Annotated in this window: 15 protein-coding genes and 1 pseudogene; 8 read left to right on the top strand and 8 right to left on the bottom strand. The window is 59.2% G+C overall.

All coding sequences use genetic code 11. The features are described 5' to 3' along the window. Window positions 1-34 precede the first annotated feature (34 nt). From KP808_RS14755 to KP808_RS14745, 3 genes are read left to right on the top strand one after another with little or no spacing between them, the layout of a single operon-like run. Window positions 35-862 (top strand): alpha/beta hydrolase, encoded by an 828-nt coding sequence (locus tag KP808_RS14755; RefSeq protein ID WP_003371992.1) that lies wholly within the window; start codon window positions 35-37, stop codon window positions 860-862. 55 nt (window positions 863-917) lie between these two features. After that, window positions 918-1,550 (top strand): FMN-dependent NADH-azoreductase, encoded by a 633-nt coding sequence (locus KP808_RS14750; protein ID WP_003371994.1) that lies wholly within the window; start codon window positions 918-920, stop codon window positions 1,548-1,550. A gap of 26 nt (window positions 1,551-1,576) precedes the next feature. Further along, entirely contained in the window at window positions 1,577-1,894 is a 318-nt protein-coding gene (locus tag KP808_RS14745) for a YciI family protein (protein WP_003435885.1), read from the top strand. A gap of 137 nt (window positions 1,895-2,031) precedes the next feature. Here the strand turns inward: KP808_RS14745 and KP808_RS14740 are convergent. From KP808_RS14740 to mapR, 6 genes and pseudogenes are all read right to left on the bottom strand, one after another. Continuing rightward, window positions 2,032-2,718 (bottom strand): annotated as a pseudogene (locus tag KP808_RS14740) (alpha/beta hydrolase); the annotation flags it as partial. Between the two features lie 2 nt (window positions 2,719-2,720). Further along, window positions 2,721-3,383, bottom strand: a complete 663-nt coding sequence (locus KP808_RS14735) for a carboxymuconolactone decarboxylase family protein (RefSeq protein WP_230018899.1) — start codon at window positions 3,381-3,383, stop codon at window positions 2,721-2,723. 125 nt (window positions 3,384-3,508) lie between these two features. Beyond that, window positions 3,509-3,988 (bottom strand): (R)-mandelonitrile lyase, encoded by a 480-nt coding sequence (locus tag KP808_RS14730; RefSeq protein WP_230016409.1) that lies wholly within the window; start codon window positions 3,986-3,988, stop codon window positions 3,509-3,511. A 65-nt stretch (window positions 3,989-4,053) separates the two neighbouring features. Then, entirely contained in the window at window positions 4,054-5,046 is a 993-nt protein-coding gene (locus tag KP808_RS14725; RefSeq protein WP_230016408.1) for an aldo/keto reductase, read from the bottom strand. Between the two features lie 56 nt (window positions 5,047-5,102). Continuing rightward, on the bottom strand, window positions 5,103-6,092 hold the full coding sequence (locus tag KP808_RS14720; RefSeq protein WP_230016407.1) for an aldo/keto reductase: 990 nt from the start codon (window positions 6,090-6,092) through the stop codon (window positions 5,103-5,105). 543 nt (window positions 6,093-6,635) lie between these two features. Beyond that, on the bottom strand, window positions 6,636-8,045 hold the full coding sequence (mapR, locus tag KP808_RS14715) for a GntR family transcriptional regulator MpaR (protein WP_230016406.1): 1,410 nt from the start codon (window positions 8,043-8,045) through the stop codon (window positions 6,636-6,638). Window positions 8,046-8,433: 388 nt separating this feature from the next. On the opposite strand from mapR, the gene KP808_RS14710 reads away from it, so the two are divergent. After that, entirely contained in the window at window positions 8,434-9,921 is a 1,488-nt protein-coding gene (locus tag KP808_RS14710) for a SulP family inorganic anion transporter (protein ID WP_230016405.1), read from the top strand. Between the two features lie 23 nt (window positions 9,922-9,944). Here the strand turns inward: KP808_RS14710 and KP808_RS14705 are convergent, their stop codons facing one another. Further along, the gene (locus KP808_RS14705) at window positions 9,945-11,120 is read right to left on the bottom strand and encodes a sensor histidine kinase (RefSeq protein WP_230016404.1); all 1,176 of its coding nucleotides are present in this window, start codon (window positions 11,118-11,120) and stop codon (window positions 9,945-9,947) included. Window positions 11,121-11,125: 5 nt separating this feature from the next. Further along, on the bottom strand, window positions 11,126-11,815 hold the full coding sequence (locus KP808_RS14700) for a response regulator (protein ID WP_230016403.1): 690 nt from the start codon (window positions 11,813-11,815) through the stop codon (window positions 11,126-11,128). Between the two features lie 98 nt (window positions 11,816-11,913). Between KP808_RS14700 and KP808_RS14695 the strand changes: the two genes are divergently transcribed. The 4 genes from KP808_RS14695 (at window position 11,914) to KP808_RS14680 (ending at window position 18,457) form a co-directional block, all read left to right on the top strand. Beyond that, window positions 11,914-13,386, top strand: a complete 1,473-nt coding sequence (locus tag KP808_RS14695) for an efflux transporter outer membrane subunit (RefSeq protein ID WP_230016402.1) — start codon at window positions 11,914-11,916, stop codon at window positions 13,384-13,386. A 19-nt stretch (window positions 13,387-13,405) separates the two neighbouring features. Then, window positions 13,406-14,257, top strand: coding sequence for a MipA/OmpV family protein (locus KP808_RS14690; protein ID WP_230016401.1), 852 nt, complete (start codon window positions 13,406-13,408; stop codon window positions 14,255-14,257). Between the two features lie 82 nt (window positions 14,258-14,339). Continuing rightward, window positions 14,340-15,407, top strand: coding sequence for an efflux RND transporter periplasmic adaptor subunit (locus tag KP808_RS14685; protein ID WP_230016400.1), 1,068 nt, complete (start codon window positions 14,340-14,342; stop codon window positions 15,405-15,407). Next, entirely contained in the window at window positions 15,404-18,457 is a 3,054-nt protein-coding gene (locus KP808_RS14680) for an efflux RND transporter permease subunit (RefSeq protein ID WP_230016399.1), read from the top strand. Before KP808_RS14685 ends, KP808_RS14680 begins: the two co-directional genes overlap by 4 nt. The last annotated feature ends 20 nt before the right edge of the window (window positions 18,458-18,477 follow it).

Genomic DNA, 18,477 nt, shown 5'->3' with positions numbered 1-18,477 from the left:
AGCTGTGCACAGTCATTTGCAACGGCGCTCCGACATGAAACTGCCGCTCCACACGAACTCCATGCGTCAAGAAGAGAAACGTCCCAGTCAACTGAGCTGGCTGAGCCGGCTTGGCCTGGCCTTGGGTTTATCGCTGTTGTTCTCCAGTGGCCCGGCCATGGCTGCGTTGCCTAACGGCACTGTGCGCAACATCGTGCTGGTACATGGCGCATTTGCCGATGGCTCGAACTGGTCGTCGGTGATTAAGCAACTGACCGCCATGGGCTATTACGTCACCGCAGTGCAGAACCCGATGACCTCATTGCAAGATGACGTTTTGGCAACGCAGCGCGTGCTTCGCCGACAAAAAGGCGACGTGCTCCTGGTAGGGCACTCATGGGCTGGCACCGTGATAACACAGGCCGGTAACGCCTCCAATGTGAAGGGCCTGGTCTATCTCTCCGCTCTGGTGCCCGACAGCGGTGAATCAGCAGCGGGCCTCCTGCAGCGACTGAATGCACCTATGACTGGCCTGACACCCGATGAGGAGGGTTGGCTTTGGCTGGACGATCCCGCGCAGTTTCATCTCGTCATGGCGGCGGACTTGCCGATGAAAAAAGCGCAGTTGCTTGCATCAGTCCAACAGCCTATCGCAGCAGCCTGTTTCGCGGAGAAGATCCAGCACGCGGCGTGGCACGACAAGCCAAGCTGGTACTTGCAAACAACGGATGACAAGGCGCTTTTACCGTCGGTACAGCGGGCTATCGCGAAACAGATTGGAGCGCAGACCTTATCAATTCGATCCAGCCATCTGTCACTAGTTTCTCATCCCGATACGGTAGCCAAGTTCATTGATCACGCCGCCAGAGAAGCCGGACGATGAAAAGTGTTCACGGCTTTTTTGACAACAACCATTACTTATCTCAAGGGCCTCAAGCATGAAAATACTGCATATTGACTCAAGCATAATGGGCAGCAACTCCATAACCCGTGCACTTTCCTCGACCCTTGTTGCACACATTCAAGGCAGCCACCGCGAGGCTCATGTGAAGTACCGAGACCTGGTCGATGATGAGTTGAAGCATCTCACGGGTCCTATTGCAGCAGGGTTCCGGCAAACCGGGATCAATGATTTTCCGGAGGCCATTCTGCAGGAGCATCAACTGTCAGAAATCCTGGTTATGGAGTTCCTGGCGAGCGATGTGCTGGTTATCGGTGCTCCTATGTACAATTTCAGCGTATCGAGCCAGCTAAAGGCCTGGCTGGACAGGATCGCTCAGGTCGGACGAACTTTTAAATACACAGAACATGGCCCTGTAGGTTTGTCCGGCGGCAAACGCGTCATCGTGGTCTCGGCTCGTGGGGGATTCTACGCGGACGGACCACTGCAAAAAATGGACTTCCAGGAAAGCTATCTCAGGGCATTTTTTGGTTTTCTGGGAATTAGCGATGTCCACTTCATCCGCGCTGAGGGCGTTTCCAGAGGCCAACCAGTACGAGATCAGGGCGTTGAAAAAGCAACCGCTGCAATGTCCGCTGTCATTGCAGGGTTGTCAGTCCCTGCTCAATAACTCACCCAGTCTGGAGGCTTGATTTTATGCTATTTGCTATCAAACTTACTTACCTTCGTCCTGCTGAGGAAGTCAACGCTCATCTGGACGCCCACAAAGCGTGGCTGGTCAACTATATACAGTCCGGAACTGTACTGTTTGCCGGCCCTCTCGCCGATGGGAACGGGGGCTTCATCCTTGCGCACGGTGAACACATCGCGGACATTCAACGAATGGTCGCCGAAGATCCGTTCGATGTTCACCGGTTGGCGACTTTCGATATCCTGAGTTGTAATCCTGCAGTGCGCTCTGCCGATTTCGCAGCCCATTGGGCCAGCGGAGCCAAGTACATAGACCGTGTTTAGCGCGTTGTTTTTCGCATAAGCGTTTGTGATTTTTGGGTGCCTATACTTCTATTCAAGTCCAGCTCGTGGAGCCAGACAGTATTTCAACGCTGCCAGGCAATGCCATTGAACAAGAAAAAACCCGCCTTTATGGCGGGTTTTTCGTTCTTGATGACCGTCAGCCAGCCCGGGCCGCCCGCCTGGGAGTGAGTGAACAGAATGCCGGGGCCGATCTTGTCGAATATTGCCGATACCCCGTCAGAGATGACGTTCATATCGAATGGCCCGGTGTTTGGCGTCATGGCCCTGAAAAACTGCTCGCGTGTGCCGGGATCACGAGCAACCTGCACGCCATTGAAGTACTCGGGCCACAGGCCGATGCGAAACTGGTTGAACCAGAGTTGCTCGTCCGGTGTGGGTTTGAGTGTTGCCTCGACCATGCTGCGACCGGCGTCGCCGCGGCGCGGCTGATCGATCAGGTAGACGCCGAACCGGCGCCGCAGAAATATATTCTGAAAACCCTCACGGCCATCAGCGGTAGTTTCCCAGGTCCTGGAGAACTGACCTGCGCCGTGCCACATGACGATTGGCAGTTTTCGTGCGTTGACCGGCACTTGATAAAACACATAGGCATGGTCCCCGTGGTAAGTCTGGCCATCGGGCTGCATGGGTTTGCGCGGGTTGAACGTGCCCGGTGCAGTGATCATCTCGCCACCGGCGGTAAAGCTGCCTTGTTTCTGGATCGTCAGCGGCGCGCTGTTATTGCCCGGTTCGCTGGAACTCACCGCACAGGCTGCCAGCATGCCCGCCATAGCAAGCGCCAGAAGGTTTCTTGCCATGTTCATGATCAGTCCTTTGACGTTTCGAGTGCTTGTGTCAGCGCCTCGCGTGCGCGTCTGGCGATGGTTCCATCTGCCTGTTCGGCAAGTATGTTGGTCACTTCGCGCAACTGTGCAGCGCTTAAACCCACCCTCATGCTTGCCAGCATATGGGAACGCAACTGCGGCTCGGCACCCGGCATTGCTGCCAGGGCGCCGACGGTGGCCAGCTCGCGGCTTTGCCAGTCGAGGTTGTCGCGCTCGAAGATGTCGCCGAACAGATGGGTTTGCAGGAACTGATTGATGACAGGGGCGAAGTCGAATAAAGGCCCTTTGACGGTGCCGCCGGAAATGCATGTCTGATTGGCTACTCCTGCCTCACGCAACGCCTCGCCTGTGGGGATCGCCCGGCCGGGTTCGTTTCCGGGTGCGTCCTGAATACCGCGCTGTTTGCGCGCCTCGACCGTTTGCATCAGTTCGCCCAGCGCATTGAGGCTGCGTGGAAACCCGGCATAGGCGTAGAGCTGAACCAGAATCTCCTTGGCCTCACTGATGGATAGGCCCGCGTCGAGCCCCTGATTCAGCGCCGAGTCAAGCTTTGGCATATCGTTGGTAGCCATGAACGCGGCGATCAATGGAATGGCTTGCCGCTTGCCAGACAGCGTGCCAGCCGGTGGCGTCGTGTTTGTCATGGCAGGCGCTGGCGCATGCTCCTGAGCGACGGCGGCCGTTACATTGCCCAACCCGAGGCACGCTGCCAGCAAGGCAGCCAGTGGCCGGGCTCTGCGATGAAGTACTGAGCCGAAAAGCGACGGTGTCATTGGCGCATACCTTCGTATTCTGCGTCGGAGACCTTTTCGGCCCATGTAACAGCTTTACCTTCCAAAGCTTCTGCCAGCGCGATATGCGTCATGCCGTTGGTGGCAGTCGCTCCGTGCCAGTGGCGTACCGACGGTGGGATCCAGACGACGTCCCCGGGACGTATTTCCTGACGAGGCCCACTTTCTTTTTGCACATAGCCGACACCGGCAACCACGATGAGCGTTTGCCCGAGCGGATGGGTGTGCCAGGCGGTGCGTGCGCCAGGTTCGAAGGTCACGGTGCCACCGCCAATGCGGGCTGGACTGTCAGCCTTGAACAGGCTGTCAACACGCACTGCGCCGGTAAAGTTTTCGGCGCTGCCTTGAATGGAAGGCTGCGTGCCTGCACGGGTAATGCGGATGTCCGCGGACTGCTCGGCATGCGCCACTCCGGTGACCAACGAGAAGACAACAGGCAGGGCAATCAGGGTTTTCATCGGAATAATTCCTGACAGGGAAGGGAGGCTGCTGCGCATTGGCAGCAGCCTTGATCAATGTGCGGTCACAGACCGGTCATCTTCAACGCTGCTTCGGGCAGGCGATCACCGAGCAGAACGATGCGGTCTGTCTGCTCTTGAATCATGTGCAGGTCCTCCGCAGTCAGTTCCAGCTCGACGGCCCCGAGGTTTTCATCAAGACGGTGTTGTTTCGTGGTGCCGGGTATCGGGACGATCCAGGGCTTTTGGGCCAACAGCCAGGCCAGCGCCACTTGCGCAGGCGTAGCGTTCTTGCGCTGGGCAACCGCCTTGACGACGTCGACCAGCGCCATGTTGGCCTTGCGTGCGTCCTGGGAAAAGCGCGGTACGACGCTGCGAAAGTCCGAGGCATCGAACTGCGTGTGCTCGTCGATCTTTCCGGTCAGGAACCCCGCACCCAGTGGGCTGAACGGCACGAAGCCGATCCCGAGCGCTTCAAGCCCAGGCAGAAGGTCCTGCTCGGGACCACGCCAGAACAGCGAGTATTCGCTCTGCACAGCTGTCACCGGCTGCACCGCATGGGCGCGGCGAGCGGTATCGATACTCGCCTCGGACAGGCCAAAGTGCTTGACCTTGCCCTCGGCAATCAGGTCTTTGACAGCGCCTGCGACATCTTCGATGGGGACGGCGGGGTCGACGCGGTGCTGGTAGAAAAGATCAATGCAGTCAGTGCGCAGACGCTTCAACGCCGCTTCGGCGACGGCGCGAATATGCTCAGGGCGACTGTTCGTGCCCGCGCCTCTGGCACCGCTGGTCAGGTCGATATCGAAGCCGAATTTGGTGGCGACGACCACGTGATCACGAATCGGCTGCAAGGCTTCGCCCAGTAGCTCTTCGTTGCTGAACGGGCCGTAGGCTTCCGCGGTATCGAAGAAGTCGACCCCGCGTTCGTGCGCGCTGCGGATCAGGCTGATCATGGCCTGCCGGTCGGCGGCCGGGCCATAGGCCGAGGTCATGCTCATGCAGCCCAGGCCCAGAGCGGATACTTCCAGGCCGTTGCCCAGTATGCGGGTTTTCATTGCAATCTCCTGTCCGGAAATGAAGTTAGCGTGTCATTCAGCGTGGGAACACTCCCTCAGCGACCCACACGAGCTTTGAGAGACTCGGGGTAGCGGTCGCCCTCGATGCTGATCTGCGCCAGGAGCGAAGCGATTGCTTGCAGGTCAGCTTCGCAAAGGGTGATAGACGCACTGCCGACGTTTTCTTCGAGGCGATGCAGCTTGGTCGTTCCGGGAATGGGAACAATGCAGGGCGCCTGTGCAAGCAGACAGGCAAGTGCGATCTGGGCAGGCGTCACGCCTTTTTGCTCGGCGATCTCGCCCAATAGATGAACCAGATTCTGGTTGGCCTTCAGCGCTTGCTGAGTGAAGCGTGGAACCACACTGCGGAAATCATCACTGCCAAACGAGGCATCCGCCGAAATCGTCCCGGTGAGAAAACCCTTGCCCAGCGGGCTGAAGGGTACAAAGCCGATACCCAGCTCTGCGAGCGTTGGAAAGATTTCCTGCTCGGGCTCTCGCCACCACAGTGAGTATTCACTTTGCAGCGCAGTGACCGGCTGAACGGCATGCGCTCGTCGGATGGTTTGCACGCCTGCCTCGGAAAGGCCGAAATGCTTGACCTTGCCCTCGGCGATGAGCTCCTTGACGACTCCAGCCACGTCCTCGATAGGTACGTCGGGGTCAACGCGGTGTTGATACAGCAAGTCGATGTAGTCTGTCTTGAGTCGGCGCAGTGAACCCTCGACAGCCGTCCTGACATGCTCCGGGCGGCTGTTCAGAATCTGCTGCCGGTTGTCGTCGCCAAATGTGAAGCCGAATTTGGTGGCGATCACAACCTGATCCCGAACCGGTGCCAAGGCCTTGCCCACTACTTCTTCATTCAGGTAGGGACCGAACAGCTCGGCGGTATCGAAAAAAGTAATGCCGAGGTCTACGGCAGAGCGAATCAGCGAAACGGCTTTGCCTGTCTCGGTAGCCGGACCGTAACCGTGGCTAAGGCCCATGCAGCCAAGGCCCAGCGCCGATACCTGAAGAGAACTGTTGCCTAAATTGCGTTTTTGCATCGTGTGCCTCCCGTGGAGCGAACCAGCACAGCTCGCGGGCGAAAAAACATGGATGGGCTGTTCTCAGTGACGATTGCACTGCAGCAACATTGGTCGAAAGGAAGTTATGCGAGGGGAGGCTGAGATACTAGACGGGTAAATCGGCAAGGGTATATGAGGAAAACTAATTAATCGGCTGCTGAACGAGTCTGGAGCAGATTTTCGCGCCAATGCGCAGCATGGGCGCGATAGTCATCAGGACGTGTGTGTATAAACGTGAGCGATGAGCATGACGGCGGTAATCAATGCTCAATACGGCGAAATAGTCCCCAGCAAACCCACCGCTATTGCCAGCAACAAAAAACCTATCAATGAAAGTCCGAGCTTGCCCATGAGCGTCTCCTGCTGATCGATCTGTCTGTAACGAGTCGCAGGTTCCGGCTTCTTTCGGTTGTCCTGCGCGTTTTAATGCGTGGCGATTATCCTGCGCAGGCAGATTCTGGTACAGATTCAGAAACAGCTTAAAAATACGGATCAGTTGTACGTGGGCCGAACGTAAACACATCAGAACGACGCGATGATTCGTCCAAGCATCGCCATGGCCTGCTCGCTGCGTTCATCCCAGGGCGTGCCGTAGTTCAGGCGTGCGCAATTCTTGAAGCGCTGCGAGGCCGAGAAGATCGGGCCGGGTGCCAGGCTGATACCTTGGGCCAGGGCCATCTGGAACACCTGCAGCGAGTCTACTTGCTCGGGAAATTCGAACCACAGAAAGTACCCGCCAGCGGGGCGGGTGACGCGTGTCGCTGCCGGGAAATAACGAGCGGCAGCGGCCAGCATCGCGCCTTGTTGCAGTTCGAGGGTGTCGCGCAATTTGCGCAGGTGGCGGTCGTAGCCGCCATGTTTGAGGTAGTCGGCAATCGCTGCCTGGGCGGGGACAGAGGGTGAAATGGTGGTCATCAGTTTCAGCCGATTGATCTGTTCGGTAAAACGCCCGCCTGCCACCCAGCCGACCCGGTAGCCGGGGGCCAAGGTCTTGGAAAACGAGCTGCAGTGCATCACCAGCCCGCTGCGATCCAGGCTTTTGACCGGATGGGGTGCATTGGCGCCGTAATACAGTTCGGCGTACACATCGTCCTCGATCAGCGGGATCTGCTGCCGTTCCAGCAGGTTGTAGAGCCTGAGTTTTTTCGCCTGGGTCATGCTCGCGCCCAGCGGATTCTGGAAGCTGCTCATGAACCAGCAAGCCTTGATCGACAGGCGTGTCAGGCTGTCCTGCAGCGAATCGAGGTCCACCCCGTCACGCGGATGCACGGGGATTTCGACGGCTTTCAGCTTCAGACGCTCCAGCACTTGAAGGCAGGCATAGAACGCCGGAGCTTCGATGGCGACCAGGTCGCCGGGCTCGGTGACGCATTGCAGACACAGGTTCAGGGCCTCCATCGCGCCGTTGGTGATCACCAGTTCGTCGGCGGGCAGGCGCACGCCGCTGATCATGTAGCGCAGAGCAATCTGGCGGCGCAGTTCGGAGTTCCCGGTGGTCATGTCGCTGACAATGCCCGCTGGCGTCATCGCCCGCACCGCTGAAGACATCGACTTGGCCAGGCGCGGCAATGGGTAAAGGTGCGGGCTGGGAAATGCCGAGCCGAAAGGGACAGTGTCCGGGTTCTTGAGCGAGCCAAGCACGGAAAAAATCAGGTCGCTGACGCCCAGTTCGGTGCCTTCGCTGGTGTGCCTGACCAACTCAGGCTCGGTCAGCGCATTGGCAGCATGCTCGCGTACGTAATACCCGGAGCGTGCACGGGCCTGAATCAGGCCTTTGTCTTCCAGCAGGTAATACGCTTTGAAGACGGTGGCGGGGCTCACCGAATAGGTGCGACTGGCAACCCTGACGGAGGGGACTTTCTCACCGGCGGGCAACACGCCGCTGCGAATCATTTCCGAAATGTCGGCGGCGAATTTTTCGTAGCGTTTCATAGAAGGCATCGGGGCAAATGATGCCTGCATCATGAGTGAAAACCGCCTTTGCAAACAGGGGCAAGTTATCCTGGAAAAAGCATATCAGCTGCGCCGTGCCGCTATTGGGCAGGCATCTGCGTCTTGAACCCCTCAAACGGATGGGGCTATGATGCTCGCGTCCTGCGACCCATCGAAGGAATCACTTTTGTCCCGTTCCAGCTGGCTGCCTACGCCGCCTTAGCGCTTCGCCCCCTCGCCACACCCTGACTGCCACTGACTGCGGTCACCTGTCGCTGTGTCCGTTTTACGGTCGCCGCCACCTCAACCTACTCATTCGAAAACCGATGCACACGCATGTCCGGCACTCGCTGCTGCGCGTCCTGCTGTGCTCGACACAGGTATTTCCATGCTCGAAAAAATCAAAGCTACGTGGTTTTCCAACGTCCGGGCCGATGTTCTGGCCGGGCTTGTCGTTGCACTGGCCCTGATTCCAGAGGCCATTGCGTTCTCCATCATCACAGGGGTAGACCCGAAAGTCGGGCTTTACGCTTCGTTCTGTATCTGCGTGGTCATTGCTTTCGTGGGCGGCCGCCCGGCGATGATTTCCGCAGCCACAGGGGCGATGGCACTGCTGATGGTGAACCTGGTGAAAGAGCATGGTCTTCAGTATTTGCTGGCCGCCACGTTACTGTGCGGCGTGCTGCAGATTGTTGCGGGGTATTTGCGCCTCGGAGAACTGATGCGCTTTGTTTCACGATCAGTGGTGACCGGCTTTGTGAACGCGCTGGCGATTCTGATTTTCATGGCCCAACTGCCAGAGCTGACCCACGCGACCTGGCCGGTCTATGCGATGACGGCGGCGGGCCTGGCGATTATCTATCTGTTTCCGCGCCTGCCATTGCTGGGCAAACTGCTGCCGTCGCCGCTGGTGTGCATTCTGCTGCTCACGGCAATGTCCATTTATATGGGCCTTGATGTGCGAACAGTCGGTGACATGGGCGCAATGCCTGACAGCCTGCCGGTGTTCATGTGGCCGGACGTTGCGCTGAATCTCGACACGCTGTTGATCATCCTGCCGTACTCCGCGGCGCTGGCGGTGGTGGGCCTGCTTGAGTCGATGATGACCGCAACCATTGTCGATGATCTGACCGATACCGCCAGCGACAGGAATCGTGAGTGCAAGGGGCAGGGCATTGCCAATATCGCCAGTGGTCTGATCGGCGGCATGGCCGGTTGCGCGATGATCGGCCAATCAATGATCAACGTAAAGTCGGGTGGCAGAACGCGTCTCTCGACCCTCAGCGCGGGCTTGCTGCTGTTGATCATGATGCTGTTTCTGGGCGACTGGCTGGCGCGTATTCCGATGGCGGCGCTGGTGGCGGTGATGATCATGGTGTCGATCAGTACGTTCAGTTGGGAGTCGATCCGCAACCTTAAACAGTACCCGCTCTCGACCAATATCGTGATGGTCGTGACGGTGATCGTGGTGGTCGCCACCCATAATCTCGCCTACGGCGTGCTGGTGGGTTCTCTGCTGGCCGCGATGTTCTTTGCCAGCAAGATCGCCCGTTATCTCGACGTCACTTCGCGCCGAGACCCCGAGTACAGCCACCGCACTTATTACGTGACCGGTCAGGTGTTCTTCGCTTCTGCCGAGCGCTTCATGGCGTCCTTCGACCTGCGCGAAAACGTCGAAACACTCGCCATTGATCTGCGCGAGGCGCATTTCTGGGACATCACTGCGGTTGCCGCGCTGGACAAGGTGGTGCTCAAGTTGAGGAGGGCGGGTATCAGCGTGGACGTTGTAGGTATGAACCGGGCGACGGCTACGCTGGTGGATCGGTTTGGCGTGCACGACAAACCGGACGCTATCGATTCGTTGATGGGGCATTGATCCGCAGGTTCGGGTCAGCAGGGTCAGGCCGGGATTTCCAGGCGGATCACCGACCCGCCGCCAGGCCTGTTGCGCACCCCGATAGTGCCGTCATGCTCGAGGCAAATAGCCCGGGCGATGGACAGGCCAAGGCCGCTGCCTCCCGAATAGCGTGCCCGCGAACGTTCGGCGCGCCAGAAACGGTCGAACACCTGCTCGAGGTTTTCCGAGCCGAAGCCGGGCCCGCGGTCGGAGACGGTCAGTTCCATGCTACGTGCGCGGGCCCTGCCGACAATCAGCAGTTCTCCGCCCATCGCCGAATAGCGCAGCGCATTATCGACGAGAATATTGACCACCTGGCCGATCCGGTCACGGTCGGCGGTGACGGTCAGTCGTTGGGGGATGTCGATGGTCACGACAACGCCCGCTTCATCGAGCTGTGCGGCAAACCAGCTCAGGCGTTCGGCCACCAGTTTCTCAAGGGAAAATACCGTCTTGTCCAGAGTCAACTGGCCAGCGCTGGCCAGCGAGAGAAGGTGCAGATCGCTCACCAGTTTGTTCAACTGGTTAAGTTGGCGGTGGACCATTTCCAGTTGTGCCAGATCGCGCGGGAACACTTCATCGATCATGCCCTGAATGCGCCCCATGGCCGCGTTCAGTGGCGTGCGCAGTTCATGGGCGATCATCGCGCTGGACTCGCTGACCTCCAGTTCGTAACGGCCCAGTTGGGTAGTCATGGTGTTGAAGTCGCTGACCAGCGCCTGTAGCTCGTCCGGGTCTTTGTCGCTCATGGGCAGGCGCGTCTTGAAGTCACCCTGGGCGACCTGACGCGCGCCCTTGGCAATCGAAGAGAACTGGCTGGAAAGCGGGCGGGAGAACAGAAAGCCGAAAAAAATGATGATCGGGATGGCCATCATCACCAGCGCTGCCAATACCCACCACTCCTTGTTGGCGATGCCCGGCAGCAGGTTTTCGATCGGGTAATACTCGAAGAACAACTCGCGAAGCTTGACCATGTCCATGGCAGGTTCGGCCTGCAACCGTATGAACTCCGTGCGCACATCGACTGGCATTGCCTGCAATGTGAGCCAGTCAGACACCGTGACGTGCAGCCACATGCAGAACGCGATCACGATGACTGCGCCGACGGCCAGCATGCTCATGCGCATGCCGACCCAGTGCCATAAAGGTTTCTGCCGGTGTCTGAAGAAACGTCGCATGAGGCTCACCTGAATCGATAGCCGACAGAGCGGACAGTCACCAGCACATTATCCACGCCGTGAATTTCGAGTTTGCGACGCAGATTGTGCACGTGTGCATCGACAACCCTGGCCAGCGCCTCGCTGTCGGGCAGGCAGATTTCCAGCAATTCTTCGCGGGTGAAGGCTTTGGAGGGTGTTTTCAGCAAGGTCGAAAGGATCTTGAACTCGGTGGGTGTCAGGTCGAGCAGTGTGTCTGTGCCCTCGCGTCCTTCAATGATGGCGGTGACTGCATCCAGGTCCACCAGCAGGTTCTGGTAACGCAAATGGCGGTCGTTACTGGCGTTCTGCTGGGAGCGGCGCAGTACCGCGTGCACACGGGCCACCACTTCCTTGGGGTTGTAGGGCTTGACCACGTAATCGTCAGCACCGTAGCGCAATGCGCCGAGCTTTTCCGGTTCGTCGCCCATGGCCGTGACCATGATCACCGGTGTGTCGCTGCAACGGCGCACCGCCGACAGCACGTCCGTACCACTGACCAGCGGCAGCATGACGTCCAGCAGAATCAGGTCGGGTTTCCACTGGCGATGCATATCGATACCGCGCTGCCCGTTTTCGGCCAGCCCTACGCTGAACCCGTCACGACGCAGATAAGCCTCGAGAATGCTGGCGCTGTCGGCATCGTCTTCGACGATCAGAATGCGTTTTCCTGACACAAGAATGCCTCTTGATCAAATCTTGATAATTCACGAACGGTTTATTGAAAGTCGACGTTCAGGATTGCGTCCAGAGCCCACTGTCGCGGACAGATCCTATGCTGATGAGTACACCGCTGTCCAAGCGTATCCGCAACCTCGGATGCTGTTGCCTGGCTATGCTGCTGAGCCTGGTTTTTTCGGGTTGCTCGTTGATTCCCGAGTATCAGCGCCCGGCCTTGCCGGTTCCTGCAAACCAGTTGTCTGCTGTCGTCCCGGCCGGTGAGGCGTCCATTGCCATCGCGCTGACTGCGGACGAAGAAGCGCTGGCTGCCGAGCTGTCGCCAAAGGGTGAATTGCGGGCTCTGTTGCAATCAGCCCTGACGTTCAATCGCGATTTTCGCGTGGCGCTGCTGAGGGTGGACGAAGCCAGGGCGATGCGCGGCATAACCCGTGCCGATCGTTTTCCGACAATTGCCGCAGGCGTCCAGCGTAACCGCCAGCACTTCGATAATGCGGCTGCCGATGAGCGTTATGGTCAGGACATTTCCATAGCATCGGTGGGCGTCTCGGACTTTGAGCTGGATTTTTTTGGGCGCGTGCGCAGCCTGTCCGAGGCCGCGCGGCATGATTATCTGGCCAGCACGTATGGCCAGCAGGCGGCGCGCAGTGCGCTGGTTGCCGAAGTGGCTCGCGCCTGGCTGGCCGAGCGTCTGGCTGCCGCCGTGCAGCAGGATGCGCAGACCGTTCATGACGCCCGGCTGATGCTGGCAAAGGCCGCCGAAGAGCAGCAGCGCCAGGGTGCCATTTCACTCGACGATCTGATGGCGCAGCGCCTTGAAACCTTGACTGCACAGCAGCAGGTACAGGATGCGCTAAGCGATCACGCGAACGCTTCCCAGGCTTTGCTGCTGCTCACCGGCTACTCGGCAGTATTGCCAGCCACCACGCCGGAAACGCCAGCGCTGACCGCCGCGCTGGTCGAGACACCGGCCTGGCTGTCGAATCTGCCGTCTCAGCGTCTGCTTGAGCGTTTTGATATTCGTCAGCGCGAAGAAGCACTCAAGGCCAGCAACGCCAATATCGGTGCCGCCCGTGCTGCATTCTTTCCGTCCATAAAACTCAGTACCAGCGTAGGCCTGCAAAGCGACAGTCTGCGCACGCTGTTCAGCAATGGCAGCGGTACCTGGCTGTTCTCCCCGCAACTGAACCTGCCGTTGTTCGACGGCGGGCGTAATCAGGCCAACCTGGATCTGGCGCATGTGCGCCAGCAGATCGCGGTCGCCGAGTATGAAAAAGCCATTCAGAACGCCTTCCGTGAAATGGCCGGTGTGCTGACCCGTCGTCAGCAGGCCCTGGGCCATGTTCGCAACGAGATCGAGCGCGTCGCGCTGGTGCAGGAAAAAGTGCGCCGCCTGTCTTTCGAGCTCAATGCCGGTGCTGCCGAACGCACGGCATTGCTGGGCTCCACCATCCGTATCGCCGAAGCCGATGCAGCCGGTCGCAAGTCACTCGATGAGCTGCAACAAAACCGGATCGACCTGTTTCGAGTGCTTCGCGGCGCAGAACCGACAACCCCACCTCAATCCTGAATGAAACCGGAGTATCACCATGAGTCCTGAAATCGCTCGTCCTCACGTTCGTCCTGCACTGCTCAAGCCTGCGCTTGGCGTGTTGATCGCCTCAGTGGCCATGACACTGGTCGGTCAGGCCTGTGCTCAGGACAGCGCGTCCACGCAAAGCCAGTCCATTTTCGGCGACAGGTTCAACGTCAATTTCGGCCTCGGCATGGCCGTGCTGCCACGCTACATGGGGGCCGATGAATACCGCAGTCAGGTGTTGCCGATGCTCACTGTCCAGCGCGGCATCTTTTTTGCGGATACCGCACGGGGAGTGGGGCTGCAATGGCAGTCCGATTCCGGGTTCGGGGCCAGCGCAGCGCTCAACTACGATTTCGGCCGTACCGAGAAAAACAGTACAAACCGCCCTGGTTCCAATGAGCTCATAGGGATGGGCACCGTCAAGGGTGCAACGGTTGGCGACTTCATGATCTCTCAACAGGTCACACCGTGGTTGTCGGCCAGTGCCGAGGCCGAACTGCGTGTGGCCGGTGAAAAGCGTGGCAACCGTTACCGCTTGGGTTTTGAGGGCATCGCCTACCACAGCCAGACCGATACGGTGACGCTGGATATCGATGCGCATGCCGGTGACGGCCGTTACAACCAGACCTACTTCGGTGTGAGCCCGATCCAGAGCCAGCGCACCGGCTTTTCCAGGTTCACGGCAGACAGCGGGATTTACGCGTACTCGGCTGCGCTCGCCTGGCAGCACACCTTTGATGCCCACTGGTCAACCGTTGCAAGCGTCGGGGTGACTCACTACACCGATCAGACCCGCGGCAGCCCGCTGGTCGAGACCGATGCCGAAGGCAGCGGTTTGATTGCCTTGAACTACGCCTTCTAAAGGGGTGAAGCCTGCCATGCGATTACATCCCGATGGGTTTCCTGATCTACAGCGATGTGTTTTACACGCTTGCAGTATCGTAATGATCGCCCTGATGGTCAGTGGGTGCAGCGATAAGCATACGGCCAGCGTCTCGGCCATCCGTGCCGTCAAGGTTGAAGCTGCACGGGCAGGAGAGGGAACCACGGTGCGCTTTATCGGCACCGTTCGGCAGCAGGAGCGCGCCAGTCTGGCGTTTGAATCGGCAGGCACCCTGACAGAGCTGCGGGTCGACATTGGCGATACCGTTGAAAAGGATCAGGTGCTCGCCAGCATTGACCGACAGCCTGCGCAGCTGCGTCTGCAAGAGGCGCAGGCCAGCTTGCGTCTGGCCAGAGCGCAGGCGGTTGAACGTGAGCTTAATTATCAGCGTCAGAAGCGTCTGCTCGCGGCAGGCAGTGTCGCCCAGAGTGTGGTCGAGTCGGCCCTGGCATCCAGTGAACAGGCCAAGGCCGAGCAGGTCCGGGCCCAGGCCGAACAGGCTCTGGCCCATCGCGAGCTGGACCGCACCCGGTTGATCGCACCCTTTGCCGGGCGCGTAGTCGCACGGCATGCACAGCCGCGTACCGTGTTGCCCGCCGGGCAAGTGGTGCTGGACATCGAATCCGCTGCCGGGCAGGAGGTGGTGGCTGCTGTTCCGCTGGCACTTGCCGAAACGCTCAAACCTGGTGACCTGGCCAGAGCCTCAAGCACGGCAGACGGCACTTCAGGGTTTGATCTGGCACTTGAAGGCATCTCACCCCGTGCCGATGACGGGCTGGTCAGAACGGCTGTGTTTCGTGTGTTGCGGCCTGCCAGTAGATTGCCCAGCGGCGTCACGCTGCTGGTGCAGATGCATCCCGATACCGGCACACAGCCCTTGTCGGTCCCGGTCCAGGCGTTGTGGATGGGCACCGGCAGCAACGCCGCCGAGGTCTTTGTTTACCAGCCAGGCGGAACAGTCGCCATCCGCTCTGTTTCGCTGGGTACGGTTAAAGATGGCCGGGCGTTGATCGCCAGCGGCCTGGCTGTCGGGGAGCGAGTGGTCACTGCCGGCGCTGCTTTCCTGCAGGACGGCGAGACCGTCACTCTGTTTCAGCCTGGCACACGTTTGACCGGGGGCACGCAATGAGTCTTACCTACCGCGCAATGAGCGCGAGCCGCCTGACCCTGTTTGCGGCCTTCCTTGTTTTGCTCGCCGGTGTCGCGACCTTTTTGGGGTTTCCGTCGCAGGAAGAGCCTTCGGTGACGGTTCGCGACGCACTGGTCAGCGTATCCCTGCCAGGACTCTCCACCGAGCGGACGGAAGAGCTGCTTGCCAGGCCACTCGAAGAGCGGATCCGTGAACTGGCCGAGATCAAGAACATTGTCACCACGGTCCAGCCAGGCCGGGTGATTGTGCAAGTCACGGCGTATGACTCCATCAAGGACCTGGGGCTGCTGTGGCAACGACTCCGGGCGAAGGTCAGCGAAACGAACGGCGTTTTCCCGGCTGGCACCCAAGGGCCCTTTGTGGACGATGATTTCGGTCGCGTGGCAGTGGCTTCCGTTGCGTTGACGGCGCCGGGTTTTACCATGAGCGAGATGCGTGCGCCGATAAAACGCCTGCGCAATCAGCTTTATGAGCTCAAGGGTGTCGATCAGGTCGAGCTGTATGGCCTGCAGGACGAGCGAATCTACCTCGACTTCGATCACCAGACCCTGGCGGCAGCCGGGCTTTCGCCACAACAGTTGCTCCAGCAATTGCAAAACCGCAACCTGATCGCGCCGGGAGGCAACCCGGTCATCGGGCAACAGAGCACCACGCTCTCGGTCAGCGGCGAGGTGCTGTCGCTGGATCAGCTTCGTCAGTTTCCCGTGCAGTTGCCTGGCGGACAGATGGTAGCGTTGCATGACCTGACCCGAATATCGGTGAGCCCTGTCGACCCGCCGGAAACCGAAGCGATCTATCAAGGGCAGGATGCTGTGGTGCTGGCCGTTTCGATGCAGCCCGGGCTCAATGTCCAGACGTTCGGTGCCGCTCTGCGCAAAAAGCTCGGTGAGCTGGAACAACAACTTCCAGCGGGTTTTACCCTGCACATCGTGACGTTTCAGTCCAGCGTGGTTCAGCACGAAATGAACAAGATGTATCACGTCATGGCCGAAACGGTCGTTATTGTGATGTGTGTGGTCATGCTGTTTCTGGGCTGGCGTACCGGCCTGGTGGTCGGGGTGATTGTGCCGCTGACCATCCTGAGTACATTGCTGGTCATGCGCTCGCTGGGGATAGAACTGCAGACGGTGTCGATTGCCGCGATCATCCTGGCCCTCGGCTTGCTGGTGGACAATGGCATTGTCATCGCCGAGGACATCGAGCGGCGTCTGCACGCCGGGGAGGACCGACGGCGGGCCTGTGAGGAAGCCGGGCGTACGTTGATGATCCCCTTGCTGACCTCGTCACTGGTCATTGTGCTGGCTTTTTCGCCGTTCTTTCTGGGGCAGACCAGCACTAACGAATACCTGCGTTCGCTGGCGATTGTGCTCGCCACCACGCTGATCAGCTCGTGGCTGCTCAGCATCACCGTGACGCCCCTGTTATGCTTTTACTTCGCCAAGGCACCGGCAGTCTCAGGTGCGACTGACAACGCCGATGAGTATGCATCGGTGTTCTATCGAGGCTATCGAAAAGTCATCGAGAGTCTGCTGAATCACTCCTTGATCTTCATCGCCAGCATGCTGGGATTGCTGACAGTTGCGGTCGTCGTGCTGACCCAGGTGCCTTATGACTTTCTGCCCAAGTCCGACCGCATGCAGTTCCAGATTCCGCTGGTGCTGGAACCCGGCAGCAGCTCGCGTGCCACGTCTCAGGCCGTGCGCGATATCAGTCAGTGGCTGAGCAGCGATCAGGACGTCAAACACAGCATCGGCTATGTCGCCAATGGCGGACCGAGAATTGTTCTGGGTCTCAATCCGCCTCTGCCTGCGCCGAATATTGCCTACTTCACGGTCAGTGTGCGTGACGGTGCCAACCTCGATGCAGTCATTGAGCGAACCCGGCATTTCATCCTGACTCAGCACCCCGAAGTCGAAGCGCAGCCCAAGCGGTTTTCCATGGGCACCACCGAAGCCGGGATTGCGGTCTACCGGGTCATTGGTCCTGACGAAAAAGTGCTGCGAAATATTGCCCGCAAAATCGAGCAAGCCTTGTCGGCGTTGCCCGGAACCCTGGACGTACATGATGACTGGCGTACCCGGCTGCTGCGTTATGACGTAGTCGTCGATCAGTACAAGGCGCTGCATGCCGGTGTTTCCACTCAGGACATCGCGCAAGCTCTGCAACTGAGGAACACCGGGCTGTCTGTGTCATCGTTGCAGGATGGTGAAACGGCTGTGGCGATTGTGGCTCGTGAGCAGGGCACATCGATTACGCCTGCCAATGATCTGGACAGTACGTTGATTTACCCGGCTTCCGGGGCGGCGCCGCTGATGTTGTCCGCCATCGCGACGGTCGAGCCCCAGGCCGAGGCATCGACCATTCAGCGCCGCAATCTGGAGCGTGCGATCACTGTGGTTGGACACAACCCGTCGTTGACCGCCACCTCGATCATTGAGCATCTGGCACCACAGATTGCGACGCTCAACATGCCAGCGGGGTATCGCATCGAACTGGGTGGCGAAATAGAGGATTCGGCCGAAGCCAACCAGGCGCTTCTGCAATACATGCCGCACGCGCTGGTGGCGATGCTGTTGTTGTTCGTGTGGCAGTTCAATTCGTTTCGCAAGTTGCTGATCGTCATCTCCAGTGTGCCCTTTGTGCTCATCGGCGTGTCGTTGGCGCTGGTGCTGACCGGATACCCGTTCGGCTTCATGGCGACGTTCGGGCTGCTGTCGCTGGCCGGCATCATTGTCAACAACGCGGTGCTATTGCTCGAACGCATCGAGGTTGAGCGCGGACACGGGCTGTCGGTTCGTGAGGCGGTGGTCAACGCAGCGATCAAGCGTTTGCGGCCGATCGTGATGACCAAACTGACCTGCATCATCGGCTTGGTCCCACTGATGCTTTTTGCCGGCCCGCTCTGGGAGGGTATGGCAATCACGATCATGGGCGGGCTGGCGTTGGGCACGCTGGTGACGCTGGGCTTGATCCCGATTCTGTATGGGCTGCTGTTTGACACGTTCGAACGCTGGCGTACCGCGAGTTGACTCATGACGGCCGTTGTTTG

It is taken from the genome of Pseudomonas savastanoi (genome assembly GCF_020917325.1).
Classification (GTDB): domain Bacteria; phylum Pseudomonadota; class Gammaproteobacteria; order Pseudomonadales; family Pseudomonadaceae; genus Aquipseudomonas; species Aquipseudomonas amygdali.
Note: the sequence above shows the minus strand (reverse complement) of the source record. Positions and strands in the feature narration are given on the sequence as shown.